Below are 24,108 nucleotides of genomic sequence, written 5' to 3'. Positions count from 1 at the left end.
CGACAGCGGGGGTCTGGGGGCGCAGCCCCAGGGACGGCACCCCCTGCCAACCCGCGCAACAACCCGCAGAACAACCCGCGCAGACTCACCGCTCGGCCCGGCGGGCCTCCCGCACGCGCCGCAGCCGATTGACCGTCACCGGATCGTGCGCCAACGCCCTCGCGTCATCCAGCAGCGCGTTCAGCAGCTGGTAGTACCGCACGGGCGACAGATCCAGCTCCTCCCGGATCGCCCGCTCCTTCGCACCGGGCCCCGAGAACCCACGCCGCTCGAGGGCGAGGATGTCGCGCTCCCTCGCCCCGAGCCCGTCTTCATCCGCTGCCCGCTCCATGCCCGCACGGTAACGCAACGGCACGCGACCCGGCTCAGCCGGCGGAGCCGCTGTCCGCGGTCGTGGCCGTCGTCTGGAGCTGGCCAAGGACCCCCGCCGGGCTGCCGCCGGGCTGCACGGCCTGACCGATCCGCTTCTTCACGTCCGCGCTGACCGCCGCCCACGAGGTGCGCCCCACCGGGTACAGCTCGGACACCGGCAGCTGGTCGAGGAAGGGCTTGAGGTCGGCGTCCTGGGAGGCGGCGGTCATGGTCTGGGAGGCGGAGTTGGTGACGGGCAGCAGGTCGTACTCGCGGGAGAAGGCGAGGACGTTCTTCTCGCTGTAGACGAAGTTGAGGAAGTCCTTGATCTGCTCGGCGTGCCCGTTCTGCTTGAACGCGGTCATCCAGTCGGCGACGCCCATGGAGACCTTGGTCGGCCCGTCCACGCCGGGCATCGGGACCATGCCGAACTTCACGCCCTTCTGGGCGGCCGCCTTCATCAGCGAGGGATGCCCGTTGAGCATGCCGACCTGCCCGGCGGCGAACGCGGCGAACGCGTCGGCCCGGTTGAGCTTGCCGGGCGCGACCGGCCCGGTGAGGTCCTTGCCGACCAGCTCGTTCTTCAGCCAGGTGAAGGTGTGGACGTTCTCGGTCGAGTCGAGGCTGTAGCCGGTGGCGGTCTCGGTGTAGCCGCCCCCGCCGCTGAGCAGCCACTGCATGGTCTCGGCCTGCGCCTCTTCCGGGCCGAGGGGCAGGGCGTACGGGTATTTCACGCCGTCCGCCTTGAGCGCGGCCGCGTCCTCGGCCAGCTCGGACCAGGTGGTCGGCGCGGTGAGGCCGGCCTTGGCGAAGAGGGTCTTGTTGTAGAACAGCAGCCGCGTGGAGGAGGCGAACGGCATGCCGTACTGCACGCCGCGCACCTCGCCCGCGTCGGCGAGCTGGGGCACGAAGTCGGCCTGGACGGGGATGGAGAGGACGTCGCCCGCCTTGTAGAGGAGGTCCTCGGCGGCGTAGTCGGAGTAGGCGCCGATCTGTGCCATGTCGGGGGCCTTGTCGGCGTCGACGAGCTTCTTGACCTCGCGGTCGACGTCGTTCCAGGAGTGGACGGTGACCTCGACGGTGACGCCGGGGTGGTCCTTCTCGTAGGCCTCGACGAGTTCGGCCCAGTACTTCTCGGAGCTGTTGGCGCTGCTGTCGCCGTAGTCGGCGGCGACGAGTCTCAGGGTGACGTCGCCGGAGTCACCGGTGAGCCCACAGCCGGCGAGGACCGCCGTCATGCTCAGGGTGGATGCCACCGCGATCGGTCCCGACTTCGCTGCCCGCCGCTGCACTGTGCTCTCCCGCTCCCCTGACGGCCGTGCCCGCGTGCACACACCATGCACACATAAATGCTCCGACCATTGAAACCGCTATCCGGAGTAAGGTCTACACCACGCAAGTGGACTAGACCTCTCGTGGGTCCTCGGGCCACACTGTCTCCGTGAGACATGTCATCGCCCTCGATGTGGGCGGCACCGGGATGAAGGCCGCCCTCGTCGGGGCGGACGGCGCGCTGCTGCACCGGGCCCGCCGGGCCACCGGCCGCGAACGCGGCCCCGACGAGGTCGTCGCCGGCATCCTGGACTTCGCCGCCGAGCTGCGCGCGTACGGCGTCGAGCACCTCGGCGAGAGCGCGGCCGCCGCGGGAGTCGCGGTCCCGGGCATCGTCGACGAGGCGAACGGCATCGCCGTCTACGCCGCCAACCTCGGCTGGCGCGACGTCGACCTGCGGCGGCTGCTCACCGCCCGGCTGGGCGGCATCCCGGTGGCCCTCGGGCACGACGTCCGCACGGGAGGACTCGCGGAAGGGCGAATCGGCGCAGGTCAGGGCGCCGACCGCTTCCTCTTCGTGGCCCTCGGCACGGGCATCGCGGGCGCCATCGGCGTGGACGGCCGGGTGGAGGCGGGCGCCCACGGCTTCGCGGGCGAGATCGGCCACATCGTCGTACGCCCCGGCGGGACGCCCTGCCCCTGCGGGCAGCGCGGCTGCCTGGAGCGGTTCGCGTCGGCGGCGGCGGTCGGCGAGGCATGGGCGGCGGCCTGCGGGGACCCGGAGGCGGACGCCGCGGACTGCGCGAAAGCCGTCACGTCCGGCGACCCGAACGCTGTCCGGATCTGGCAGCAGGCTGTCGACGCGCTCGCCGACGGCCTGGTCACCGCCCTCACCCTGCTGGACCCGCGCACCCTCATCATCGGTGGCGGCCTGGCCGAGGCGGGGGAAACCTTGTTCACACCGCTGCGGAACGCCGTCCGCCGGCGGATCACCTTCCAGAAACTCCCGGAAATAGCCCCAGCGGCGCTGGGCGACACAGCCGGATGCCGGGGCGCAGGACTACTGGCCTGGGATCTCCTCGATTCGACCGACCGCACGGAGGTATCGACCTGATGGCCACCCCAGGGGCGCGAGGCACTGCGCGACCAGCCACGACGTACCCGCAGCCCGCGACCGGCACCCGCGGGCAGACGCTGGTCGGCGCCCGGGTCGTCATGCCGACCGGCACGATCACCGACGGCCGGGTGACCATCGACGGCACCCGTATCGCCCCCCAAGCCCCGCAGGGCACCGCCCAGGTGATCGACGTGAAAGACCACTGGCTGGTCCCCGGCTTCGTCGACCTGCACAACCACGGCGGCGGCGGAGCCTCCTTCTCCGGCACCGCCGAAGACGTACAGAAGGCCATCGACACCCACCGCCGCCACGGCACCACCACCCTCGTCGCGTCCACCGTCACCGACGACATGGACGTCCTGGTCCGCCAGGCGGGCCTGCTGAGTGAGCTGGCCGAGCAGGGCGACCTGGCCGGTATCCACTTCGAGGGCCCGTTCATCTCCCCGTGCCGCAAGGGCGCGCACTCGGAGGGGCTGCTGCGCGACCCGGATCCGGCGGAGGTGCGCAAGCTGATCGACGCGGCGCGCGGCAGGGCGAGGATGGTGACGCTGGCCACCGAGCTGCCGGGCGGCATCGATTCCGTACGGCTGCTGGCCGAGCACGGGGTGATCGCGGCCGTCGGCCACACGGATGCCACGTACGAGCAGACGGTGGAGGCGATCGAGGCGGGGGCGACGGTCGCCACCCACCTCTTCAACGCCATGCCGCCGCTCGGGCACCGCGCGCCGGGCCCGATCGCCGCGCTGCTGGAGGACGAGCGGGTGACGGTCGAGCTGATCAACGACGGCGTCCATCTGCATCCGGCCGCGCTGGAACTGGCGTTCCACCGGGCGGGGGCGGGCCGGGTCGCGTTCATCACGGACGCGATGGACGCGGCGGGCGTCGGTGACGGCCGATACATGCTCGGCCCGCTGGAGGTCGAGGTCAGTGAGGGCGTGGCCCGGCTGGCGGAGGGCGGTTCGATCGCCGGTTCCACGCTGACGCTGGACCGGGCGTTCAAGCGGGCGGTGACGGTGGACCGGCTGCCGGTGGAGGACGTGGTCGCGGCTCTGTCCGCGAACCCGGCCCGGCTGCTGGGCATGGACGACCGGGTGGGCTCCCTGGAGCCGGGCAAGGACGCCGATCTGGTGCTGCTGGACGAGAACTTCGACCTCAAGGGCGTGATGCGGCAGGGGGTTTGGGTGGTGGATCCCCAACTGGCCTGAAATATGCGCCGGTAGCGGGCCCGTGGAGAGACGGTGGCCGACCCTGGGACTGGGCCGACCGCCGTCTCTTTGGCATGATCAGGACGTCCGGAAGGACGGATTCAGGCGAACAACAGGCGAACGCCGGTGATCGGGGGAGGTCGGGGTCAGGTGATTCTCACGGTCACGGTGAACACCGCTCTCGACGTCACCTACCGCGTCCCGGCCCTGCTCCCGCACGCCACGCACCGGGTGACCGAGGTGGCCGAACGCCCCGGCGGCAAGGGACTGAACGTGGCACGGGTCCTGGCCGCCCTCGGGCACGAGGTGACGGTCACGGGTTTCGTGGGCGGCCCCACCGGCCGTGTCGTACGGGAGCGGCTCACCGGCGTGACCGACGCGCTGGTCCCGTGCGCGGCCCCGACCCGCCGTACGCTCGCCGTCGTCGACGAACGCACCGGCGACGCCACGCAGTTCAACGAACCGGGGCCGGTCATCACGCCCGCCGAGTGGTCCGCGTTCCAGGAGGCGTACGAGCGTCTGGTGGCCGGTGCCGACGCGGTGGCCCTGTGCGGCAGCCTGCCGCCGGGGGTGCCGGTGGGCGCGTACGCGGGTCTGGTGCGCACCGCGCGGGCCGCGGGCGTACCGGTGCTGCTGGACACCAGTGGTGAGGCGCTGCGCCGCGCGGTCGCCGCGCGCCCCGATCTGATCAAGCCGAACGCCGAGGAGCTGGCCGAGCTGACCGGCTCGCACGAGCCGTTGCGCGCGACGCAGGACGCCCGTCGGCGCGGTGCCCGCTCGGTGGTGGCGTCCCTGGGCCCGCAGGGCCTGGTCGCGGCGACGCCGGAGGGCCGCTGGCGGGCCACCCCGCCGGCCCGGCTGCGCGGCAACCCGACGGGCGCCGGGGACGCGGTGTCCGCCGGCCTCCTCTCGGGCCTGGTCGAAGGTCTCCCCTGGCCCCGCACCCTGGCCCGAGCGGTCGCCCTGTCCGCGGCGACGGTCCTGTCCCCGACGGCGGGCGAGTTCGACCGGACCGCCTACGAGGAGCTGGTGGGCAGGGTGGCGGTGACCGGGGAGGTCACCGCTGCCTGAGCGGGGTTACTCCTCGACCTGGCCCTTCTTCAGCCAGAACTGGTCCAGGAGCACATTGCACTTGTCGCCGGTCTCACAGGAGAGGCTGATGGTGTTGGTGCCCTTGGTGAGGCTGGGCCAGGCGAAGGTGGTGGTCCAGCCCTTCGCGAAGTCGCCGTCGGCGGCCTTCGCGTAGTTCTTCATGCTGAGCGGCTGGCCGAACTTCTTGCCGTTGACCGTGAGGGTCATCGACTGGTCCTCGCCGGCGGTGCTGTAGTGCGCGAACAGCGTGTACGCGCCGTCCTCGGGGATGCCGTCGACGCTCCAGGTGACGGAGTTGCCGGCCTGGTTCATGGCGACGTAGATGCCGCCGTCGGCCTCGGCGCCCTGGACGTCGGAGGCCAGGGCGGCGGCGCCGCCGAGGCGCAGGGCCTTGGCGTCGACCGTCGGCAGCTCGACCTCGTCCTCGGTGTCGCCGCTGCTGGAGGCGCTGGGTGAGGCGCTCTGGGAGACGGTGGGCGAGGTGGAGACCTCGTCGCCGGCCTTGTTGTCGTCGCCGGAGTCACCGCCCGCCATCGCCACGGCAATGCCGATGACGACGGCGGCGACCACGGCGACCGCGCCGATCAGCAGCCCCTTGGTGTTGGGGCCGCGGCCCCGGCCGCCGCCGATCCCCTGCTGCCGGTTGCCGGTGGGCACGCCACCGCCGCCGGAAAAGCTCTCGGGCCCGGCGTGGTGGCCGTTCGGCTGACCGTACGCACCCTGCTGAGGCGGCACCGCCTGCTGCCCGTACTGCGCGGTCTGCTGCTGGCCGTACTGGCGCTCGCCGACCGGGCGCACCCGGTTGACCGACGGGTATCCGTAGCCACCGCCGGACGGAGGCTGTGCTCCGTTGGCCTGGCCGTCGGCGTAGAGGTAGCCGAACGGGTCGTCGTCCTCGGGCGTACTCGCGCCGTTGTTGCCGGGCGTCATCCCTTCGTACTCCTCAACAGTGCGGGGCGGATGTGGTCCGCGTATCCCTACGCGTCCCTACGTGCGGAGAAGTGCGAGCCTACCCGCTCCCGACCCGCCGAACGGGTGACTCGGATCGCATCGTTCCGGGGGGCGGGGCGCTGACCTGGTGATCACCCAGCGCGTCGGTGCTGTTTGGGACGAGATCGTTTCTCTACGTACATCCGCTCGTCGGCGGACTTCAACACCTCGTCCGCGGTCATCCCGCAGTGTGCCCATCCGATGCCGAAGCTGGCGCCCACCCGGACGGCCCGGCCCTCGGCGCGGATCGGCTGGATGATCTCGTTGCGCAGGCGTACGGCGAGGTCCTGGGCGTCGGCGCTGCCGAGGCCGTCGGCGAGGATCACGAACTCGTCGCCGCCGAGCCGGGCGACGGTGTCGCCGTCGCGGACGCCGCGGGAGAGCCTGCGGGCGACCTCGATGAGAACCGCGTCACCGGCGTTGTGCCCGAACCGGTCGTTGATCGACTTGAAGCCGTCGAGGTCGCAGAAGAGGACGGCGAGCCCCTTGGTGCCGTCGTCGCGGGCCCCCTCCCCGGGGGCGACGGTGTGCACGTGGTGGTCGTAGGCCTCGAAGCTCTCCGCGCCGTCGGTCCGGAAGTCGAAGCCGTGCCCGTTGGTGTCGAAGGCGGGGTGGCCCTGGGCGTCCATCGCGTCGACGGCGGCGGGGTGGGTGGACTGCGGGCGCTTGCACAGCCGGGACGAGAGGCGCGAGCGCAGCTCGGCGGAGTTCGGCAGGCCGGTGAGGGAGTCGTGGGAGGCGCGGTGGGCGAGCTGGAGTTCGCGGCGCTTGCGGTCCTCTATGTCCTCGACGTGGGTGAGGAGGAAGCGGGGTCCGTCGGCGGCGTCGGCGACGACGGAGTTGCGCAGCGACACCCAGAGGTACGTCCCGTCGCGGCGGCCGAGGCGGAGTTCGGCCCGTCCGCCCTCGGCGGAGGTCCGCAGCAGGGTGCCTATGTCCTCGGGGTGGACGAGGTCGGAGAAGGAGTAGCGGCGCATCGCGGAGGCGGGGCGGCCCAGCAGGCGGCACAGGGCGTCGTTGGTGCGCAGGATCCGGCCGTGCTGGTCGCCGCCCATCTCGGCGATGGCCATGCCGGAGGGGGCGTACTCGAAGGCCTGGCGGAAGCTTTCCTCGCTGGCGCGCAGGGCCTGCTGTTCGCGTTCGAGGCGGACCAGGGCGCGCTGCATGTTGGCACGTAGACGCGCGTTGCTGATCGCGATGGCGGCCTGGAAGGCGTACATCTGGAGGGCCTCGCGGCCCCAGGCGCCGGGCCGCCGGCCGTTGCGCGGGCGGTCCACGGAAAGGACGCCGATGAGTTCGCCGCAGGCGCCGTTGCCGCCGGGGGCGGCGGGCGTGTACATGGGGGCGAACAGCCGGTCGGAGGGGTGCCACTCGTCCTCGAAGCGGGGCGCGGGTCCGTCCGTGTACCACTGCGGGACGTCGTCGTCGTCGAGGATCCAGCCCTCGGTGTGGGGTATGAAGATCAGGTCGCCCCAGGTCTCGCCCATGCTCAGCCGCCGCTCCCAGGACTCGCGGGAACCGACCCGGCCGGTGATGAGGGCCTCGGCGGCGGGGTTCCCGGAGAAGGCGGCGACGACGAGGTCACCGTCGGGGCGGACCAGGTTGACGCACGCCAGTTCGTATCCGAGGGCGGTCACGACGCCGTTGGCGACCGTCTGCAGCGTGTCGGCCAGGCTGCGGGCCGTGTTCATGTCGGCCATGACCTGGTGCAGCTGTCGCAGGGACGCAAGACGGACGTAAGGCTCCGACTCGGCCTCCATGCTCGCCCTCCCCCCGAGACTTCGCAGCGAATCAAGGGTTGTCTTCGGCGTAACGTCGTTTCTGTCGTTGCGCATGTCGTTGTGTCTGTACCTGTGACGCCTCCGCCACTGAATCACAGCGCGCTGCCCACTCGGTACACAGGGTCAACAATTCCCCGCGCTTGTGACTCAAGTCACATAAGAACATGAGCAATTGCGCGGGGTTTCTGCATCTTTCCCGTTCGTTTACTGAGCGTATGACTCTCCTGCCGGAGAGCGTACGGGAATCGGTCCGCGGACCTACGACCGCTCTCGGGCGAAGGTCCGATGCGGGGCGGTCGGCCCGGAGACTAGCGTGCGGAGCGTGCCTCCCGACCTGCTGAAGACCTCACCCACCGTGCCCGCCCAGGCCGCCCCCTCCGGGCATGCTGTGGGGGTGAGCAACGACGAGTTCCGTGCGGCCATGTCCCGGCTGGCCGGCGGCGTGGTCCTGGTGACCGCGCAGGAGGCCCCACTGGACCCGGACGACCCGGGGTCGCCGGAGGGCGAGAACGCCGGCATGACGGCCACGGCGTTCCTGTCCGTCTCCCTGGAACCACCCCTGGTGCTGGTCAGCCTGCGCACGGGCTCCCGGATGGACGACCTGATCGACGAGCAGCCCCTGTGGGGGGTGTCGGTGCTGTCGGACAGCCAGCGGCACATCGCCGGACGCTTCGCGATGAAGGGCCGGCTCAGCGACCGGCTCCTCTTCGAGGACATCCCGTACACCCGCGGCGAGATCACCGGCGCACCCCTGGTCGGCGGCGCGCTGGCCACCCTCGAGTGCCGTACCGAGCAGCGGGTGGAGGCGGGGGACCACACCCTGGTGATCGGCCGGGTGCTGAACGCCCGCGTGCCGAGCGCGGAGGGCGGACCGCTGCTCTATTTCAAGGGCCGTTACCGCCACTTGAGCTGAACGGCAATTCAGTGGCCGCGCGCTGAACTCCCTTCCTACACTCCCCCCATGACCACCCAGGCGGCGGCTTCCGCCCTCCACCTCCAAGAAATAACCCCCGCAAATCTGGAAGCCGCCCTCGGCATTCGGGTCCTGCCCGAGCAGGAATTCGCGGTCTCCCCTGTGGTGAAGTCGCTCGCCGAGGCGTATGTGCATCCCGGGGTCGCCTGGCCGCGCCTGATCGTCGACGGCGAGCGCCCCGTCGGCTTCCTGATGGCCTTCTTCGACATCGACTGGCGCGAGGACGGCAGCCTCATCCGCTCCGGCCTGTGGCGGCTGAACATCGCCGCGGGCGAGCAGGGCCGCGGCTACGGCCGTTTCGCCGTCGAATCCGTCGCCGAGCAGATCCGCCGCCGCGGCGGCAAGGAGCTGTACGTCACCTGGCACCCCGGCGACCACGGCCCCGAGGGCTTCTACGCCGGCCTGGGATTCCGCGACACGGGGGAGCGGAGCGAGGGCGAGACGGTGGGCGTGCTGCCACTGGAGCGTGTACGAGCGTGAAGGCGGCCGGCCGGAGCCAGCTTCCGAGCCGCGTGCCCCTCACCCCCAGTCCCGCCCCGTCCTCCCCCGCTTCGTGTCCGACCGCTGCTTCTTCTGCCGCAGCCGGCGTTCGTTGATCCCGCGCGGGATGCGGGTGGGCCGGCGCGGCTTGGGCGGCGGCGCCGTGGCCTCGGCGAGCAGGGCGGCCAGGCGTACGGCGGCGGCCTCGCGGTTGCGCCACTGGGAACGGTGCTCGGAGGCGCGGACGGAGACGACGCCGTCGACCAGGCGCCCGGCGAGCCGTTCCAGCGCGCGCTCCTTCCACACCTCGGGCAGGGACTCGGTGCGCGCCAGGTCGAAACGCAGCTCCACCTGCGAGTCGCTGGTGTTGACGTGCTGCCCGCCGGGCCCCGAGGACCGCGAGAAACGCCACACCAGCTCGGCCTCGGGAAGGGAGACGGAGCCTCTGATGACATGGGGACCGGACATGCCGTACATGTTCCCCTGCCTGACCCGTCCACGTCACGCGAATTAGGGTTTGGCAAAGAAAGTAAAGACACGGGGAACCTTGACCGCCCCTCGCGGCGTTCATAGGGGTAGCTGTAGCTTCGTGCCCGTCACAGAACTAGGGAAGGACTCCCAACAATGGCTGTAAGCCTGTCCAAGGGTGGCAACGTCTCGCTCACCAAGGAGGCTCCGGGCCTGACGGCCGTCACCGTGGGCCTCGGCTGGGACGTCCGCACCACCACCGGCACGGACTTCGACCTCGACGCCTCGGCGATCGCGGTCAACCCGGAGGGCAAGGTCTACTCCGAAGCCCACTTCATCTTCTTCAACAACAAGCAGACGCCGGACCAGACCATCGTCCACACCGGTGACAACCGCACCGGCGAGGGCGCGGGCGACGACGAGGCGATCAAGGTCAACCTCGCGGGTCTCCCGGCCGACATCGACAAGATCGTCTTCCCGGTCTCGATCTACGACGCCGAGAACCGCTCGCAGAACTTCGGTCAGGTCCGCAACGCCTACATCCGCATCCTGAACGAGGCCGGCGGCGCCGAGATCGCCCGCTACGACCTCTCCGAGGACGCGGCGACGGAGACCGCCATGGTCTTCGGCGAGCTGTACCGCAACGGCGCCGAGTGGAAGTTCCGCGCCGTGGGCCAGGGCTACGCCTCGGGCCTGGTGGGCATCGCCCAGGACTTCGGCGTCAACGTCTGACGGACGCCACGCCCTGTCGGAGCCCTCGGTCGAAAGGCCGGGGGCTCCGCCGTTTCCGGCGATAGGTTGCCGTGGTGATCCTCGACCCGCTCCCCCTCACCCCCGACCACGACATCCCCGCTCCCCTGCTCGCCGAACTCACCGCGCTCTACGCCTCCGACCGGGAGTTCCAGGCGCTCAGCGGGGACTTTCCGGACCCCGACGACATCCGGCCCGAGCAGGTGGCCAAGGCGTTGGCCGACGAGTTGGCCGATCCGGGGGCGGAGGTGCTGCTGGCGCGCGGGGGCGGGCGGCTCGTCGGGGTGGCCGTGACGCTGGCGCGGCATCCCGACCCGGCCGATCCGGACCCGTGGATCGGGCTGCTGATGGTCGACGCGGCCGTGCGGGGGCAGGGGTACGGGCGGCGGATCGCCGAGGCCGTCGAGGCGCGGTTCCGTGCGGCGGGACGCGGCGGCGTACGGCTCGCCGTCCTGGACGCCAACCCGAAGGGCCTCGCCTTCTGGACGGCCCTCGGCTACGAGGTGATCGGACACCGGGCCGACCTCCAGCTCGGCCGCCCCTGCGCCGTACTGCGGAAAAGCCTGCGCACCCCGCGCCGCGCCGCCCGTGTCGCCGTGGTGGACCAGGCGGGCGCGGTCCTCCTCTTCCGGTACGACAACGTCGAGGTGGGCGTGCACTGGGCGCTGCCCGGCGGCGGACTGGACGAGGGCGAGTCCCCGCGCGAAGGGGCCCTGCGGGAGCTGGCCGAGGAGACGGGCTGGACGGACCTGGAGCCGGGCGAACTGCTGCACACCTGGGAGCACGACTTCACGCACTCGGGCATCCCCGTCCACCAGTACGAGCACATCTACGTCACCCCCGGCCCGCACCGGGAACCGGCCGGCCCCGACCTGGCCGCCGCCCACGCCACCGACTCCATCCTCACCTGGCGCTGGTGGACGCGCGAGGAGCTGGCCGAGGAGGCGGAGCCGGTGTGGCCGGCGGGCCTCGCACGGCTGCTCGACGCCTGGGAGGCCTCGCGTCGGCCTCGGTGACGGCGGGTCAGGGGCGCTCCGGCTTGCCCTTCCCGTACAGCCAGTCGCGCCAGATCGGCTCGAAGTCCTTGTCCGGGGCCTGCTTCTCCACATACGCCGTGAAGTCGGCCGTGTCGGCGTTGCCGTGGCGGTGGGCTGCGGTCCAGCCCTGGACGAGGCCGTAGAAGGCGTCGTCGCCGACGGTCTGCCGGAGCTTGTGGACGACCATCGCGCCGCGCTGGTAGACCGGGTCGGCGGAGACGTCCGCGGCGCTCGTGGGTCTCGCGGGCGGGAAGGCCCAGAGGTCCTCGTAGGTGTCGTCGCCGTGGTCGTACAGCTCGGCGAAGGTCTCCTCGGCGGTGGGACCGCCCTCGTCCTCCGTCCACAGCCACTCGGCGTAGGTGGCGAAGCCCTCGTTGAGCCACATGTCCCGCCAGGTCCGGGGGGTGACGGAGTTGCCGAACCACTGGTGGGCGAGTTCATGGACGAGGAGTTCGGTCCCGGGAGCGCCGGGGAAGACGGGGCGGTTCTGGGTCTCCAGGGCGTACTCGGAGTCGCGCGGGCGGTCGACGATCGCGCCGGCGGAGGAGAAGGGGTACGGGCCGAAGTTGTCGGCCGCCCACTCCATGACCTCCGGCAGCCGGGCCAGCGCGGTGCGGCTCGCGGCGGCCTGGGTGGGGTCGACGGCGACGTACACCGGCACCCCGTCCTCGGTGGTGGAGCGGGTGACGGTGTAGCGGCCGATCGCCAGCGTGGCGACATGGCTCGCCATGGGTTCGGCGGTGTGCCAGGCGAACGTCGTACGGCCGCCGGTGGTCCGCCCGCTCCTCAACTCCCCGTTGGACACGGCCGTCAGGCCCCGCGGCACGGTGACCGCGATGTCGTAGGACGCCTTGTCCGAGGGGTGGTGGCTGCCGGGGAACCAGGCCATGGAGCCGGTCGGTTCGCCGAGCGCGAGCGCCCCGTCGGCGGTCCTGAGCCAGCCCTCCTTCGAGCCGTCCGGGTCGGTGATCGTCTCCGGACTGCCGGAGTAGCGCACGGCGACCTCGAAGGTCTCGCCCTTGCCGAGGCGGTCCTCGGGGCGGACGGTCAGCTCCTGTCCGTCGCGGTCGAAGGAGGCCGCCCTGCCCTCGACGGTGACCGTCTCGACCGTCATGCCCTTCAGGTCGAGGTCGAAGGCGGAGAGGGCCTCCGTGGCGCGGGCGGTGAGGCGGGCGGTGCCGGACAGACGGCGGCCGGTGGGGTCGTAGGCGAGGGCGAGGTCGTAGTGGCGGACGTCGTAGCCGCCGTTGCCCGCCTTCGGGAAGTACGGGTCGCCGACGCCCGGCGCGCCGGCGTCGCCCTGCCCGCCCCCGTCGCACCCGGCGAGGGCGAGCGGCAGGACGAGGCCCCAGACGGCGGTCACGGCGACGGCCCTGACAAGGCGCGCGGATCGGGACATGTGAGCGATCTTAGGCGCGAGCGGATCAGGACATGTCAGAGATGCGGGCCCCGCACGGCCCGGAACGCGTCAGGGCTCCACGAGCCGCGCAGGCCGGGACAGCTGCGGGATCTCCGAGGGCGCCCGGCCCTGCGGAGCCGTGACACCATCACGTACGTGCTCGACATCGGCTACGCCCTCTCCAACCGCTTTCCCGACCCCCCGCAGACCGACTACCGCCGCGCGGACGTCCACGCGCTGCGGCACGACCTGTTCTGCGGGGACGTCTACTTGGCCGACACCAAGGCGGACCGGGAGGTGTCCACAGCCTGGGGATGGGTTCCGGTGCTCGACTTCGCCTGGGCCCTCTGCGACATCGTGGAGCAGCTCGACCAGGACCCGAAGGGCTCCCGCGCCTCCCGCCCCCAACACGCGGAACTGGACTTCACCGAGTCCAGCGACCGCATGCTCTTCGAGCGCCGCTTCGGCTGGGTCGACATCGAGGCCGACTGGATGCCGGCCGAGGAACCCCCGCTGAACTTCTCCCACGCCGAGCTGCGCCGCGAGGCCCGCGACTTCCTGCACGACCTGATCGCCGACCTGGTCGACCTGCACGACGACCTGGGCGAGAACCCGGCGATCTGGACCCTCCAGGCCCGCTTCCCCCGTCTGGCCTGAGCGGCACCCACCCCCGGCCGGGCCGGTCGGCCTCCGCCTCAGCCCACCCATGCCGGCCGCACCGCCCCGCCCAGCACCACCGGATCGCCCGCCGACGTCCTGTACGGCAGGTCACCCCGGGCCAGGTAGCTCAACCCGTCCCCATCCGCCTCAGTCCTCCACCCTGATCCCCAGCTCAGCGGCCAGGACCGGCGCAAGATCCAGTAGTTGAGACGTGCTGATCACCGCGCCGGACAGGCGGTCCAGGCCGCCCGCGATGCCCAGTTCCGTCGCGCCGCGCAGGTCCGCGTCCGTCAGGGTCGCCGCGGTGAAGTCGGCCGACTTCAGGGCGCAGTCCACGAACTCCACGCGCTCCAGGCGGGCGCCCCCGAAGTCCGGCTCGACCAGCACACAGCCCTGGAAGACGACGTCCCGCAGCCGGGCCTGACGCAGATTCAGGTAGTCGATCTTGCCGCCGCGGATCAGGACCCGCTCCAGGACAGCGCCGTGCAACTGCGTCCCGCCCAGGCGGGCATCGACCAGCTCGACATCGCGCAGGGTCGACTCGGCCAGGTTCGTGCCGACCCCGCGGATGCCGGTGAGCACCGAGTCGAGCAGGCGGGCGTGGTGCAGACGCGTCCCGTCCAGCACACAGGCCGACAGGGCGCAGTCCATGAAGCGGGCACCCCCGCCGTCCTGCCCGGAGAGGTCTCTCTCCCGGAACTCCAGCCCGTCGTAGTCCCCGTCGGGCTCCAGCCCCCCGCCGTCGTACGGCTCGAGCGGTGGCAGCCGCACCTCCGGGCGCCGCGCGCCCTTCACCCGGCTGCCACCGCCCGCGGCCGCCCTCGCCCTGCTCCCGCCACCCGCACCCGTCCTCGCCATGCACCCATGCTGCACCCCACCACTGACAACGCCGCTGACCAGCGCGAACGCCCTCCATGTCACATATCCCTGCCCACCGGCGGTCCTATCCGGCAAAGGCGCCCCGCCGCCATACACCCGACCCGACCCACCCGACCCGAAGGAGAGCCCATGCGCCACATCACCGTGATCGGCGGTGGCTTCGCCGGCCTCACCGCCGCCATCGCCGCCGCCGAGGCGGGCGCGAAGGTCACCCTGCACGAGGCCCACCACACCCTCGGGGGACGGGCCCGCACCGCCGACGGCCCCTACCGGACGAACGAGGGCCCGCACGCCCTCTACAACGGCGGCCCGCACTGGACCTGGCTCCGGCAGCGCGACCTCATCGGAGCGCTCGCCCCGCTCCCGCCCCTGGAGGCCACCCGGCTGCGCCTGCACCACCGGGGCGCCCTGCGCCGCACCCCGCCGCTCGCCATGCTCAAGCTGCTGCGCGCCGGCGTCCGCCACCCCGCGCCCGTCGACGTCGACTTCCTGACCTGGGCGACCGAGCTGGCCGGCGAGGAGGGCGCCCGTGCCGCCGCCCACTACTCCGCCGTCGCCCTCTTCCACCACGACCCCGGCGCGCTGTCCGCCGCGTTCGTGCAGGAACGCCTGCGCCGCGCCACCAAGCTGCCGCCCGAGGCGCACTACCCGCGCGGCGGCTGGGGCGCGCTCATCGACCGGATGGCCGCCCGCGCCTGGAACCTCGGGGTGCGGATGGAGACCCTCTCCCGTGTCGACACCCTCCCCACCGACACCCCGGTCATCGTCGCGACCTCCCTCGACGCCGCCCGGCACCTGCTCCGGGACGACTCCCTGACCTGGCCGAGCGGCCGTACCGTCCTGATCGATCTCGCCGTACGCACCCGCCGCGGAGACGCCTTCGTCGTCTCCGACCTGGACGCGCCCGGCTGGATCGAGCGGTTCTCCGCGCAGGACCGCACGCTCGCCCCGGCCGGTGAGCAGCTGATCCAGGGACAGATCCCGATCGGCCCCGGCGAGTCGGGGGCGGCGGGCGTCACCCGTGCCGAGCACCTCCTCGACCTGGGGTTTCCCCGCTGGCGCGAGCGGGTCACCTGGCGGCGGAAGGCCGTCGCGGCGGGCCGTACGGGCGCGGTCGACCTCCCCGGTACCAGCTGGCGGGACCGCCCGGCCGTCGAGCGTGGCGACGGCGTCTATCTGGTGGGCGACCAGGTGGCCGCGCCGGGCGTGCTGTCGGAGGTGTCCTTCACCAGCGCTCTGACGGCCGTCTCCCTCGCCCTGGGCCGGAACACCCTTGACCTCAAGCATGCTTGAGGTCACAGAGTGGCCGCACGGCACCACGCGACGACCACACGACGCGACTCACGCGAGCGACTCTGGGGGACCCCATGCACGCCATACGCCTGCACGCCTTCGGCCCGGCCGAGAACCTCACCTGGGAGGAGGTCGAGGACCCCCTCCCGGCGCCGGGCCAGGTCCGTATCGCCGTGGAGGCGGCCGGTGTGCATCTGCTGGACACCGCCCTGCGCGAGGGCCATCAGGGCCCGCAGCAGCAGCCGACGGTGCTGCCGACGGTCCCCGGCCGTGAGGTCGCCGGATTCGTCGAGTCCCTCGGCGAGGGCGTGGACGGCGGATGGCTCGACAGGCGCGTCGTCGCCCACCTCGGCTTCGCGCCCGGAGGCTACGCCGAACTCGCCGTCACCGACGTCGACCGCGTGCACGAGATCCCGGCGAACCTGGACGCCGCCCAGGCGGTCGCGATGATCGGCACGGGCCGTACGGCGCTGGGGATCCTCCAGTTCGCCGAGCCGGGCCCCGACACGGTGGCCGTCGTCCCGGCCGCCGCGGGCGGCATCGGCACCCTGCTCGTGCAGTACGCGAAGAACGCGGGCGCCACGGTCGTCGGACTCGCGGGCGGGCCCGAGAAGACGGCCCTCGTCCAGGAGAACGGCGCCGACCTCGCCGTCGACTACAGGGACCCGGCCTGGCCGGAGCAGGTCCGCGCCTTCCTGGGCGGCCGGCCCGCCACCGTCGTCTTCGACGGCGTGGGCGGCGAGGTCGCCCGCGAGGCGGTGGCGCTGCTCGGCCCCGGCGGCACCCACCTCGTCTTCGGCTGGTCGGCGGAGGGCATCAGGGACGGCAAGGGCCACTTCGTGGACGGCGTCTCGCAGTCGGTCCTCGGCCCGGTGATGCTGGAGAAGGCGGGCGGCCTGCGCCCCCTGGAACTCCGCGCCCTCACCGAGGCCGCCACCGGCCGCCTCACCCCGTCCGTCCACCGCTTCCGCCTGCGCGAGGCAGCCGCCGCCCACCGCGCCCTGGAGTCCCGCCGAACGACCGGCAAGGTCGTCCTGGAGCCCTGACGCGGTCGGGTCGCGCTCAATGCCTGCCGGCCACCCGGTCCGCCACCCGCGCCAGCCGTGACGACCCCGCGCTGTGGGTCTCCGTCTCCCGGCGGTCCGCGGCCCGATAGGTCGCGTACATGCCCTGCACGCCCAGCCACCGCAGCGGCTCCGGCTCCCACCGGCGGACCTTGTGACCGACCCACGGCAGCTCCGTGAGGGGCGTCCGCCCGGCCTGCCCGGAATCCTGCTGGACCAGGTCGCACAGGGTGCGCCCGGCGAGGTTGGCGGTGGCGACGCCCGAGCCGACGTACCCGCCCGCCCAGCCGAGCCCCGTCGTACGGTCCAGGGTGACCGTCGCGCACCAGTCTCGCGGCACACCCAGCACCCCCGACCAGGCGTGCGCGACCCGCACCCCGGCCAGCGCGGGGAAGAACCCGACGAGGATCTCGCGCAGCGCCTCGACGGTCGCCTCCTGCGTGCGCCCGTCGTGGTCCGTCCGGGACCCGAAGCGGTACGGCACCCCGCGCCCGCCCAGCGCGATCCGCCCGTCGGCGGTGCGCTGCGCGTACATGTAGGCGTGGGCCATGTCGCCCAGCGTCTCCCGGCCGTCCCAGCCGACGGCCGCCCACTGCTCGTCGGTCAGCGGCTCGGTGGCGACCATCGAGGAGTTCATGGGCAGCCAGGTCCGCCGCTGACCCTTCAGCGAGGCGGTGAACCCCTCGGTGCACCGCAGCACGTACGGCGCCCGCACGGTCCCGTACGGCGTCACCGCGTGCCCCGCCCGGATCTCGGTGACCGGCGTCGACTCGTGCACCACGACGCCCAGCGCCTCGACGGCCGCCGCCAGCCCTTTCACCAGCTTCACCGGGTGCACCCGCGCCCCGTGCGGGGTCCACGTCGAACCGACCGCGCCGGCCACCCGGATCCGCTCGGCGGTCTCCCGGGCGCCGTACAGCTCACGGTCCTGCTCGCCGTACGCCAGTTCCTGCGCGTGGAAGGCCTTCAGCCGCGCCAACTGGGCGGGGGTGCGGGCCACTTCGAGGACACCGCCGCGATGCACATCGGCATCGATCGACTCGGCCCCGGTCACCCGGATCACCTCGGTGACGGTCTCGTTCATCGCTCGCTGGAGCCGTACGGCGGCGTCCCGGCCGTGCAGTTTCGCGTACCGGTCGCGGCCCGCGATGCCGTTGTAGAGCCAGCCGCCGTTGCGCCCGGAGGCGCCGTATCCGCAGAACCGCTGCTCCAGGACCGTGATCCGGAGGAAGGGCGCGGCCTTCTTCAGGTAGTACGCCGTCCACAGGCCCGTGTAGCCGCCGCCGACGATCACGACGTCCGCCGAGGCGTCCCCGGAGAGCGGCTCCCGCGCCGCGGGGAGGCCGTCGTCCGCGTACCAGTAGGAGATCCCGCCGTTCACGACACCGCTGCTCATGGCCGGACGTTAGCCCGCCCGAGCGGCCCTTGTCTCCTTCGGATTCCGTCGTCCTGCACGCCCTCTGACCAGCGACGCACACCGGCTACCGTCCGCCACGTGATCGACAACGCGGCCGGGCCGGCGGCGAAGAAAGAGCCCCCTGTCGGATTCGAACCGACGACCTTCGCTTTACAAGAGCGGTGCTCTACCACTGAGCTAAGGAGGCGTGCGCGCTCGCGTCCGCGGACGCGCCCGAGCAGTGTACCCAGGTCGCCGGGGGCGCCCGCCGAAAGTTTCCGCGAAGTTCACATGCCTCCGGGTACTGACAGATCAGGCGAACGCCAGGTACCGTCCAGATCCGTTCACTCATGTGGACTAAACCTTCCCGGGCCCTGTCCGGGACGGCTCACCACCTTCCTACAACGGATCGTCCGGCACGTTCCTGCCGGTAGAAGGGGGCCCATCACCATGGCCACTGTCACGTTCGACAAGGCGACCCGGATCTACCCGGGTTCCACCAAGCCCGCCGTCGACGCACTCGAGATCGACATCGAGGACGGCGAGTTCCTCGTCCTGGTCGGCCCGTCGGGCTGCGGCAAGTCCACCTCGCTCCGCATGCTCGCGGGGCTCGAGGACGTGAACGGCGGCGCCATCCGCATCGGTGACCGCGACGTCACGCACCTGCCGCCGAAGGACCGGGACATCGCCATGGTGTTCCAGAACTACGCGCTCTACCCGCACATGTCCGTCGCCGACAACATGGGCTTCGCGCTCAAGATCGCCGGTGTCAACAAGGCGGAGATCCGGCAGAAGGTCGAGGAGGCCGCGAAGATCCTCGACCTGACCGAGTACCTCGACCGCAAGCCGAAGGCCCTCTCCGGTGGCCAGCGCCAGCGTGTCGCGATGGGCCGCGCCATCGTGCGTGAGCCGCAGGTCTTCCTCATGGACGAGCCGCTGTCCAACCTGGACGCCAAGCTCCGTGTGTCGACGCGTACGCAGATCGCCTCGCTCCAGCGCCGCCTCGGCATCACCACCGTGTACGTCACCCACGACCAGGTCGAGGCCCTGACCATGGGCGACCGGGTGGCGGTCCTCAAGGACGGTCTGCTCCAGCAGGTCGACACCCCGCGCAACATGTACGACCGCCCGGCGAACCTCTTCGTGGCCGGCTTCATCGGCTCCCCGGCGATGAACCTCGTCGAGGTCCCGATCGCCGACGGCGGCGTGAAGTTCGGCAAGTCGGTCGTGCCGGTCCAGCGTGACGCGCTCTCCGCCGCCACCGACAAGACGGTCACCGTCGGCGTCCGCCCCGAGCACTTCGACGTGGCCGGCCCCGACACCGAGCAGGGTCTCGCGGTCGTCGTGAACGTGGTCGAGGAGCTGGGCTCCGACGCGTTCGTCTACGGCACCGCCACGGTCGGCTCCGAGACGAAGGACCTGGTCGTCCGCGTCGGCGGCCGCAACGTCCCCGAGAAGGGCAGCACGCTGCACGTCGTGCCCCGCGCGGGCGAGACCCACGTGTTCTCGACCTCCACGGGCGCGCGCCTCTCCGACTGATCCCTCGACGGGCCTCCCCGCCTGGCCACTCCGACGAGAAGGGCCCCACGGCTGCTGCCGCGGGGCCCTTCTCGCGTCTGTTTCTCCGGAAGGCCGGAAAACCCGGCACAACGGGCGTTTCGAGCGTGAACGTCAACCCTCTACCCAAAAAGACGCACTCCTTCATCCCCCGACCGGGTGACTAAATGTCGCCAAATCATTACCCCACGCTACCCTCACACGCGTGAAGCACTCCGTGAAGCACTCCGCCACCCAACCGTCGCGACGCGGCCAGGGCCCCGCCCGACGGATCGGCCGCTCGCTCGCCCTCGTCCTGCCCGTCGTCATGGTGCTCTCGGGGACCCTCGCGGTCACCCGGGTCAACTGGTCGGGGAACCCCTCGGATTCGGTGCTCACCGCCTCCGACGTCTCCACCGCCCACCGCACCGCGCACGGCACCGCCAAGGCCCCGCAGGACGTCCTGCGCGACCAGCTGCTGGCCGAACTCCAGGAGAAGGATCCGGGGACCGCCCTGACCCATCTCCAGGCCGCCGTGAACGGCAGGCCGTCCCTGGCGAAGCACTGCACCTCCATCGCCCGCGCTCTGGGCCGCGCCGCCGTCCGCATCCACGGCGCCTCACGCGCCCAGTCGTACGCCCGCCCGGTGTGCGACACGTCCTTCGCCTCGGGCGTCCTGGCGGCGCACAGCTAGGGCGTCGGAGGCCCTCAGGGGACCCTCTCGACGGGAACGGGGCGCCGCGTACAGTTCGGGGATGACCGATCCGCGCGCCGCGTCCCGACCCACGCAAGCCGTCATCCTGGCCGGTGGCCAGGGGTCCCGGCTGCGTCCCTACACCGACGACCGGCCCAAGCCGATGGTCGAGATCCCCGGGACGGGGACGCCGATCATCGGCCACCAGCTTGTCTGGCTCGCCGAGGAGGGCGTGACCGACGTCGTGGTCTCCTGCGGCCACCTCGCCGACGTCCTGGAGAACTGGCTCGACTCCGCCGACCTGCCCCTGAAGGTCACCACGGTCGTCGAGACCGAGCCCCTCGGCCGCGGCGGCGGCCTGAAGTACGCGGCCGCCCACCTCCCCCACCCCGAGCGGCCCTGGTACGCCACCAACGGCGACATCTGGACCCGCTTCTCGCTGCGCGACATGGCGGACTTCCACACCGAGCGCGACGCCGTCGCCACCCTCGCGCTGGCCCGGCCGCGCATCCCGTGGGGCGCCGTGCAGACGGACGGCTTCGGCCACATCACGGACTTCATCGAGGCCCCGCCCACGACGTACGAGATCAACGCCGGCGTCTACGTCTTCTCCCCGGAGTTCGCCGGGCTGCTGCCCGAGCGCGGGGACCACGAGCGGACCACCTTCCCGCATCTCGCCCGCGAGCGGCGGCTGGCCGGGTTCCCGATCCCGCAGGGCGCGTACTGGCGCGCCATCGACACCGCGAAGGACCTCACGGAGGCGGCCAAGGAGCTGGCGGCGCTGGGCCGCTGACGGTCGGACAGCCTTTCAAGGCCGATGGGGCCCCGCTCGCTTCCTCAAGCGAGCGGGGCCCCATCGGCGTAGAGGCACGAGGAGCTAGCCCAGCAGGCCGCCGACCAGTCCCGGGCGTTCCGCCGGCGGGGAGCCGCCGTCCGGGCCGCCGGTGGAACCGGAGCTGCTGGTGCCGCCGGAGGCGGGCCCCGAACTGGTGCTGGGCGCCTCCTCGACCGGACTGGACTGCTCCGGCGGGGCCTCGCCGCCGGTGCCCTGGGTTTGGCTGGGGCCGCTCGTGGCGGTCTCGGTGTCCCGCGTGGCGCCCGGAGCGGAGTCCTCCTCCCGGGTCGGGGCCTCGGACGTGCTGCCCCGGGTCGGCGAGGTGGACGCGGACGGCGTCCGGCTCGGCCGGCGCCCGTCGGACTCCTCGGGGAGCGGTGAGCCGGGCAGTTCGTTGCGCGGGGCCTCGCCCGGACCGGGCACGACGACGCGGTCGGAGTCGCGGACGGCACCGCCGAGGAGCGAGCCGGTGAGCAGGGTGAGCCCGACGACGATCGCGGTGACGAGGGTGCCGCGGCGCAGCACGTACCGGCGCAGCTCCCACAGGTCGGACCGGGGGCCGAGCCGCCGCCAGGCACCGGCTGCGAGCCGGCCGTCGACGGAATAGACGGGGGCACCGGCGATGATCAGCGGCGACCAGGCGGCGAGGTAGATGATGTCGGGCGTCTCGTAGACCGGGACGGTCTTCCAGCTGACGGTGAGGATGAGCGCGGCGGAGAGCATGGCGCCGAAGCCGGCGGCGATCCGCTGCCAGCAGCCCAGGACCGTGAGGACGCCCACGACGACCTGGAGGAATGCGATGACGAGGCCGGAGCCGATGGGGTGGTGCAGGGCGAACTGACGCAGCGGCTCGGCGACTTCCCACGGATGCAGGGTGTTGAGCCACTTCACCATGGAGCCGCGCTCGCCGCCGTCGAAGTAGACGGGGTCGCACAGCTTGCTCATGCCGGCGTAGACGGAGATGGAACCGAGGAGGATCCGCAGCGGGAGCAGGACGACGCCGAGGTTCATCCGGCGGCCGGGGTAGTAGGCGTGCCGGGCCGGGTCGCCGCTGTGCCGTCTGCCGCGCGAGCCGGCGTCCACCGTCGCGGCGGCCTCCGCGAACTCCTCGAACCTGCCGTCGTCGTGGTCCGGTCGGCCGTGACCGGGATCGCCGTAGCCGGGCTCGTCGTAGGCGCTGCCGACGGTGCGCATCTGCGGCAGGATCCGCTGTTCGCCGTCGCCATGCGTGCGCTGGGCGCCGACGAGCGGGGTTTCGAGGGTCTGCGCGGTGAGGTCGCCGTCGTAGCCGTCGTCGATCCCCACGCGGGGGATGACCTGGGTGGCTCCGGCGTCGGCGGCGGGCGGTTCGCCGTGGCCGACGCTGCCTGCCCGTACGGCCTGGAGCAGCCGGTGGGCCCCGGTGTCGTCCGGCGCGGACCGGCCGCTCCACACGACCGGCCGGCGACGGGCGGCACCGGCCCCGGCGACGGGGATGCGCGCGGTGTCCTCGACTGCGCCGGCGTGCCGGGCGATCCGCGGGGATTGGCTGCGCCGTGCCGACGCCCCCAGCTGCACGCGGAAACTCGCGTGATTGACGATGATCTGCGCCGGGTCGCTCGGCACCTTCACCATGCTCAGCGCGGGAGCGTCGTCGAAGCCCGACGAGAGGTCCCCCGTGGGTGTGCGGGGTGTTCTGGTGTCCACACTCATCTAACCGAGTGATGTGTGTTTAGGACACTGCCTTGACCCGCCGGATCTGTCCGGACAGCGTCAAGGTTGTCCGACGCGCCGGAATTACCCCGTACGGGTGAGCCGACGGACGGGCGTTCGACCCGTCCGTCCCTCTGCTCCGAGCGGTGTCAGGCCCGGTGACGAGCCGCTTCGTACAGGACGATCCCCGCCGCCACACCGGCGTTGAGCGACTCCGCGCCGCCCGGCATGGAGATCCGTACCCGGTGGTCACAGGTCTCGCCGACCAGGCGGGACAGTCCCTTGCCCTCACTGCCCACGACGATGACGACCGGGCCGCTCAAGGCCGCCAGGTCACCGACCTCGGCCTCGCCGTCGGCGGCCAGACCGACGATCGTCATACCGGCCTTCTTGTACGCCTCCAGGGCACGGGTGAGGTTGGTGGCGCGGGCCACCGGAGTGCGGGCGGCCGCACCGGCGGACGTCTTCCACGCACCGGCGGTCATGCCGGCCGCGCGACGCTCCGGGACGACGACGCCGTGGCCGCCGAACGCGGAGACCGAGCGGACGACGGCGCCGAGGTTGCGCGGGTCGGTCACGCCGTCGAGGGCGACGATCAGCGGGTCCTCGCCGGCGTCGTAGGCGGCGTTCGCCAGGTCCTCGGGGTGCGCGTACTCGTACGGCGGGACCTGGAGGACCAGGCCCTGGTGGTTGAGGCCGTTGGTCATGCGGTCCAGCTCGGGGCGCGGGGCCTCCATGAGGTTGATGCCGCCGCGCTCGGCCGCGAGCTGGAGCGCCTCGCGCACCCGCTCGTCGTTGTCGATGAACTGCTGGACGTACAGGGTGGAGGCGGGCACGCCGCCGCGCAGCGCCTCGACGACCGGGTTGCGGCCGACGACCAGCTCGGACGGCGACCTGCCGGCCCGGCCGCGCGGCGCGGGACGACGTGCGGTCTGCTTGGCCTTCGAGGTGGCGAGGCGGTTCTTCTTGTGCCCCTTGCGCATCTCGGCGGGCGGGGTCGGACCCTTGCCCTCGAGGCCCCGGCGCCGCTGGCCGCCACTGCCGACCTGCGCGCCCTTCTTGCCGGACATGCGGCGGTTGTTGGCTGCCATGACCTACCCGTCTGTCGTGAAGCGTGTGTGCGTACGTAATGCAGTGTGCCGCC

General features: G+C 72.2%; 23 protein-coding genes and 1 tRNA gene. 13 read left to right on the top strand and 11 right to left on the bottom strand.

Going from position 1 to position 24,108, the window contains the following annotated elements:
• Positions 1 to 85 precede the first annotated feature (85 nt).
• Together ACFWJX_RS03795 and ACFWJX_RS03790 are read right to left on the bottom strand one after the other, a co-directional pair.
• Positions 86 to 331 carry a DUF3263 domain-containing protein gene (locus tag ACFWJX_RS03795; RefSeq protein WP_073492134.1) on the bottom strand — a complete coding sequence of 82 codons (246 nt, stop codon included), beginning with the start codon at positions 329 to 331 and terminating at the stop codon, positions 86 to 88.
• A gap of 34 nt (positions 332 to 365) precedes the next feature.
• Positions 366 to 1,589 (bottom strand): extracellular solute-binding protein, encoded by a 1,224-nt coding sequence (locus tag ACFWJX_RS03790; protein WP_383237332.1) that lies wholly within the window; start codon positions 1,587 to 1,589, stop codon positions 366 to 368.
• 203 nt (positions 1,590 to 1,792) lie between these two features.
• Between ACFWJX_RS03790 and ACFWJX_RS03785 the strand changes: the two genes are divergently transcribed.
• The 3 genes from ACFWJX_RS03785 to ACFWJX_RS03775 all read left to right on the top strand — a co-directional run bounded on the left by ACFWJX_RS03785 (position 1,793) and on the right by ACFWJX_RS03775 (position 5,016).
• Positions 1,793 to 2,737, top strand: a complete 945-nt coding sequence (locus ACFWJX_RS03785) for an ROK family protein (RefSeq protein ID WP_383236338.1) — start codon at positions 1,793 to 1,795, stop codon at positions 2,735 to 2,737.
• Positions 2,737 to 3,945, top strand: a complete 1,209-nt coding sequence (gene nagA / locus ACFWJX_RS03780; protein WP_383236335.1) for an N-acetylglucosamine-6-phosphate deacetylase — start codon at positions 2,737 to 2,739, stop codon at positions 3,943 to 3,945. Before ACFWJX_RS03785 ends, nagA begins: the two co-directional genes overlap by 1 nt.
• A 150-nt stretch (positions 3,946 to 4,095) precedes the next feature.
• The gene (locus ACFWJX_RS03775; RefSeq protein ID WP_383236332.1) at positions 4,096 to 5,016 is read left to right on the top strand and encodes a 1-phosphofructokinase family hexose kinase; all 921 of its coding nucleotides are present in this window, start codon (positions 4,096 to 4,098) and stop codon (positions 5,014 to 5,016) included.
• Between the two features lie 6 nt (positions 5,017 to 5,022).
• On the opposite strand, the gene ACFWJX_RS03770 is transcribed toward ACFWJX_RS03775, so the two are convergent.
• Complete coding sequence (locus ACFWJX_RS03770; RefSeq protein ID WP_383236329.1) at positions 5,023 to 5,967, bottom strand: carbohydrate-binding protein; 945 nt, start codon at positions 5,965 to 5,967, stop codon at positions 5,023 to 5,025.
• Positions 5,968 to 6,119: 152 nt separating this feature from the next.
• Positions 6,120 to 7,787 carry a diguanylate cyclase CdgB gene (gene cdgB, locus ACFWJX_RS03765; RefSeq protein WP_383236326.1) on the bottom strand — a complete coding sequence of 556 codons (1,668 nt, stop codon included), beginning with the start codon at positions 7,785 to 7,787 and terminating at the stop codon, positions 6,120 to 6,122.
• A gap of 415 nt (positions 7,788 to 8,202) precedes the next feature.
• Between cdgB and ACFWJX_RS03760 the strand changes: the two genes are divergently transcribed.
• Positions 8,203 to 8,721, top strand: coding sequence for a flavin reductase family protein (locus ACFWJX_RS03760; protein ID WP_383237329.1), 519 nt, complete (start codon positions 8,203 to 8,205; stop codon positions 8,719 to 8,721).
• A 48-nt stretch (positions 8,722 to 8,769) separates the two neighbouring features.
• Positions 8,770 to 9,261 (top strand): GNAT family N-acetyltransferase, encoded by a 492-nt coding sequence (locus ACFWJX_RS03755; RefSeq protein WP_383236323.1) that lies wholly within the window; start codon positions 8,770 to 8,772, stop codon positions 9,259 to 9,261.
• 39 nt (positions 9,262 to 9,300) lie between these two features.
• Here the strand turns inward: ACFWJX_RS03755 and arfB are convergent, their stop codons facing one another.
• The gene (arfB, locus tag ACFWJX_RS03750) at positions 9,301 to 9,738 is read right to left on the bottom strand and encodes an alternative ribosome rescue aminoacyl-tRNA hydrolase ArfB (protein ID WP_383236320.1); all 438 of its coding nucleotides are present in this window, start codon (positions 9,736 to 9,738) and stop codon (positions 9,301 to 9,303) included.
• 147 nt (positions 9,739 to 9,885) lie between these two features.
• Between arfB and ACFWJX_RS03745 the strand changes: the two genes are divergently transcribed.
• Together ACFWJX_RS03745 and ACFWJX_RS03740 are read left to right on the top strand one after the other, a co-directional pair.
• A complete protein-coding gene (locus tag ACFWJX_RS03745) occupies positions 9,886 to 10,461 on the top strand; it encodes a TerD family protein (RefSeq protein WP_266458676.1) in 576 nt (191 codons plus the stop codon).
• A 74-nt stretch (positions 10,462 to 10,535) separates the two neighbouring features.
• Positions 10,536 to 11,495, top strand: a complete 960-nt coding sequence (locus tag ACFWJX_RS03740) for a GNAT family N-acetyltransferase (protein WP_383236317.1) — start codon at positions 10,536 to 10,538, stop codon at positions 11,493 to 11,495.
• A 7-nt stretch (positions 11,496 to 11,502) separates the two neighbouring features.
• Here the strand turns inward: ACFWJX_RS03740 and ACFWJX_RS03735 are convergent, their stop codons facing one another.
• Positions 11,503 to 12,915: a M1 family metallopeptidase gene (locus tag ACFWJX_RS03735; protein WP_383236314.1), complete on the bottom strand. Its 1,413-nt coding sequence runs from the start codon at positions 12,913 to 12,915 to the stop codon at positions 11,503 to 11,505.
• A 156-nt stretch (positions 12,916 to 13,071) separates the two neighbouring features.
• Here ACFWJX_RS03735 and ACFWJX_RS03730 point away from each other — a divergent pair, with 156 nt between their 5' ends.
• Positions 13,072 to 13,572, top strand: coding sequence for a hypothetical protein (locus ACFWJX_RS03730; protein WP_383236311.1), 501 nt, complete (start codon positions 13,072 to 13,074; stop codon positions 13,570 to 13,572).
• Positions 13,573 to 13,722: 150 nt separating this feature from the next.
• Here ACFWJX_RS03730 and ACFWJX_RS03725 read toward each other — a convergent pair whose 3' ends face one another.
• Positions 13,723 to 14,433, bottom strand: coding sequence for a pentapeptide repeat-containing protein (locus ACFWJX_RS03725; protein ID WP_383236308.1), 711 nt, complete (start codon positions 14,431 to 14,433; stop codon positions 13,723 to 13,725).
• Positions 14,434 to 14,583: 150 nt separating this feature from the next.
• On the opposite strand from ACFWJX_RS03725, the gene ACFWJX_RS03720 reads away from it, so the two are divergent.
• Positions 14,584 to 15,747, top strand: a complete 1,164-nt coding sequence (locus tag ACFWJX_RS03720) for an NAD(P)-binding protein (RefSeq protein WP_383236305.1) — start codon at positions 14,584 to 14,586, stop codon at positions 15,745 to 15,747.
• 74 nt (positions 15,748 to 15,821) lie between these two features.
• Complete coding sequence (locus ACFWJX_RS03715; RefSeq protein ID WP_383236302.1) at positions 15,822 to 16,793, top strand: zinc-binding dehydrogenase; 972 nt, start codon at positions 15,822 to 15,824, stop codon at positions 16,791 to 16,793.
• Positions 16,794 to 16,809: 16 nt separating this feature from the next.
• Here ACFWJX_RS03715 and ACFWJX_RS03710 read toward each other — a convergent pair whose 3' ends face one another.
• The gene (locus ACFWJX_RS03710) at positions 16,810 to 18,207 is read right to left on the bottom strand and encodes an NAD(P)/FAD-dependent oxidoreductase (RefSeq protein WP_383236299.1); all 1,398 of its coding nucleotides are present in this window, start codon (positions 18,205 to 18,207) and stop codon (positions 16,810 to 16,812) included.
• A gap of 136 nt (positions 18,208 to 18,343) precedes the next feature.
• Positions 18,344 to 18,415: transfer RNA gene (locus ACFWJX_RS03705), tRNA-Thr, on the bottom strand.
• A 242-nt stretch (positions 18,416 to 18,657) separates the two neighbouring features.
• Here ACFWJX_RS03705 and ACFWJX_RS03700 point away from each other — a divergent pair.
• The 3 genes from ACFWJX_RS03700 (at position 18,658) to ACFWJX_RS03690 (ending at position 21,230) form a co-directional block, all read left to right on the top strand.
• Complete coding sequence (locus ACFWJX_RS03700) at positions 18,658 to 19,746, top strand: ABC transporter ATP-binding protein (RefSeq protein WP_383236297.1); 1,089 nt, start codon at positions 18,658 to 18,660, stop codon at positions 19,744 to 19,746.
• A 235-nt stretch (positions 19,747 to 19,981) separates the two neighbouring features.
• Positions 19,982 to 20,437: a hypothetical protein gene (locus tag ACFWJX_RS03695; RefSeq protein ID WP_383237326.1), complete on the top strand. Its 456-nt coding sequence runs from the start codon at positions 19,982 to 19,984 to the stop codon at positions 20,435 to 20,437.
• Between the two features lie 61 nt (positions 20,438 to 20,498).
• Entirely contained in the window at positions 20,499 to 21,230 is a 732-nt protein-coding gene (locus ACFWJX_RS03690) for an NDP-sugar synthase (RefSeq protein ID WP_383236294.1), read from the top strand.
• Between the two features lie 84 nt (positions 21,231 to 21,314).
• On the opposite strand, the gene ACFWJX_RS03685 is transcribed toward ACFWJX_RS03690, so the two are convergent.
• Positions 21,315 to 22,964, bottom strand: coding sequence for a DoxX family membrane protein (locus ACFWJX_RS03685; RefSeq protein ID WP_383236291.1), 1,650 nt, complete (start codon positions 22,962 to 22,964; stop codon positions 21,315 to 21,317).
• Between the two features lie 149 nt (positions 22,965 to 23,113).
• Positions 23,114 to 24,055: a 23S rRNA (guanosine(2251)-2'-O)-methyltransferase RlmB gene (rlmB, locus tag ACFWJX_RS03680; protein ID WP_073492111.1), complete on the bottom strand. Its 942-nt coding sequence runs from the start codon at positions 24,053 to 24,055 to the stop codon at positions 23,114 to 23,116.
• Positions 24,056 to 24,108 lie beyond the last annotated feature (53 nt).

The sequence above is a fragment of the Streptomyces sp. NPDC058335 genome, assembly GCF_042723915.1.
In the GTDB taxonomy this organism is placed as follows: Bacteria; Actinomycetota; Actinomycetes; order Streptomycetales; family Streptomycetaceae; genus Streptomyces.
Note: the sequence above shows the minus strand (reverse complement) of the source record. Positions and strands in the feature narration are given on the sequence as shown.

Coding starts and splice junctions, on each gene's coding strand:
- ACFWJX_RS03795 (WP_073492134.1), bottom strand. CDS start 331: ATGGAGCGGGCAGCGGATGAAGACGGGCTCGGGGCGAGGGAGCGCGAC.
- ACFWJX_RS03790 (WP_383237332.1), bottom strand. CDS start 1,589: ATGACGGCGGTCCTCGCCGGCTGTGGGCTCACCGGTGACTCCGGCGAC.
- nagA (WP_383236335.1), top strand. CDS start 2,737: ATGGCCACCCCAGGGGCGCGAGGCACTGCGCGACCAGCCACGACGTAC.
- ACFWJX_RS03770 (WP_383236329.1), bottom strand. CDS start 5,967: ATGACGCCCGGCAACAACGGCGCGAGTACGCCCGAGGACGACGACCCG.
- cdgB (WP_383236326.1), bottom strand. CDS start 7,787: ATGGAGGCCGAGTCGGAGCCTTACGTCCGTCTTGCGTCCCTGCGACAG.
- ACFWJX_RS03755 (WP_383236323.1), top strand. CDS start 8,770: ATGACCACCCAGGCGGCGGCTTCCGCCCTCCACCTCCAAGAAATAACC.
- arfB (WP_383236320.1), bottom strand. CDS start 9,738: ATGTACGGCATGTCCGGTCCCCATGTCATCAGAGGCTCCGTCTCCCTT.
- ACFWJX_RS03745 (WP_266458676.1), top strand. CDS start 9,886: ATGGCTGTAAGCCTGTCCAAGGGTGGCAACGTCTCGCTCACCAAGGAG.
- ACFWJX_RS03735 (WP_383236314.1), bottom strand. CDS start 12,915: ATGTCCCGATCCGCGCGCCTTGTCAGGGCCGTCGCCGTGACCGCCGTC.
- ACFWJX_RS03725 (WP_383236308.1), bottom strand. CDS start 14,433: ATGGCGAGGACGGGTGCGGGTGGCGGGAGCAGGGCGAGGGCGGCCGCG.
- ACFWJX_RS03720 (WP_383236305.1), top strand. CDS start 14,584: ATGCGCCACATCACCGTGATCGGCGGTGGCTTCGCCGGCCTCACCGCC.
- ACFWJX_RS03715 (WP_383236302.1), top strand. CDS start 15,822: ATGCACGCCATACGCCTGCACGCCTTCGGCCCGGCCGAGAACCTCACC.
- ACFWJX_RS03710 (WP_383236299.1), bottom strand. CDS start 18,207: ATGAGCAGCGGTGTCGTGAACGGCGGGATCTCCTACTGGTACGCGGAC.
- ACFWJX_RS03700 (WP_383236297.1), top strand. CDS start 18,658: ATGGCCACTGTCACGTTCGACAAGGCGACCCGGATCTACCCGGGTTCC.
- ACFWJX_RS03690 (WP_383236294.1), top strand. CDS start 20,499: ATGACCGATCCGCGCGCCGCGTCCCGACCCACGCAAGCCGTCATCCTG.
- ACFWJX_RS03685 (WP_383236291.1), bottom strand. CDS start 22,964: ATGAGTGTGGACACCAGAACACCCCGCACACCCACGGGGGACCTCTCG.
- rlmB (WP_073492111.1), bottom strand. CDS start 24,055: ATGGCAGCCAACAACCGCCGCATGTCCGGCAAGAAGGGCGCGCAGGTC.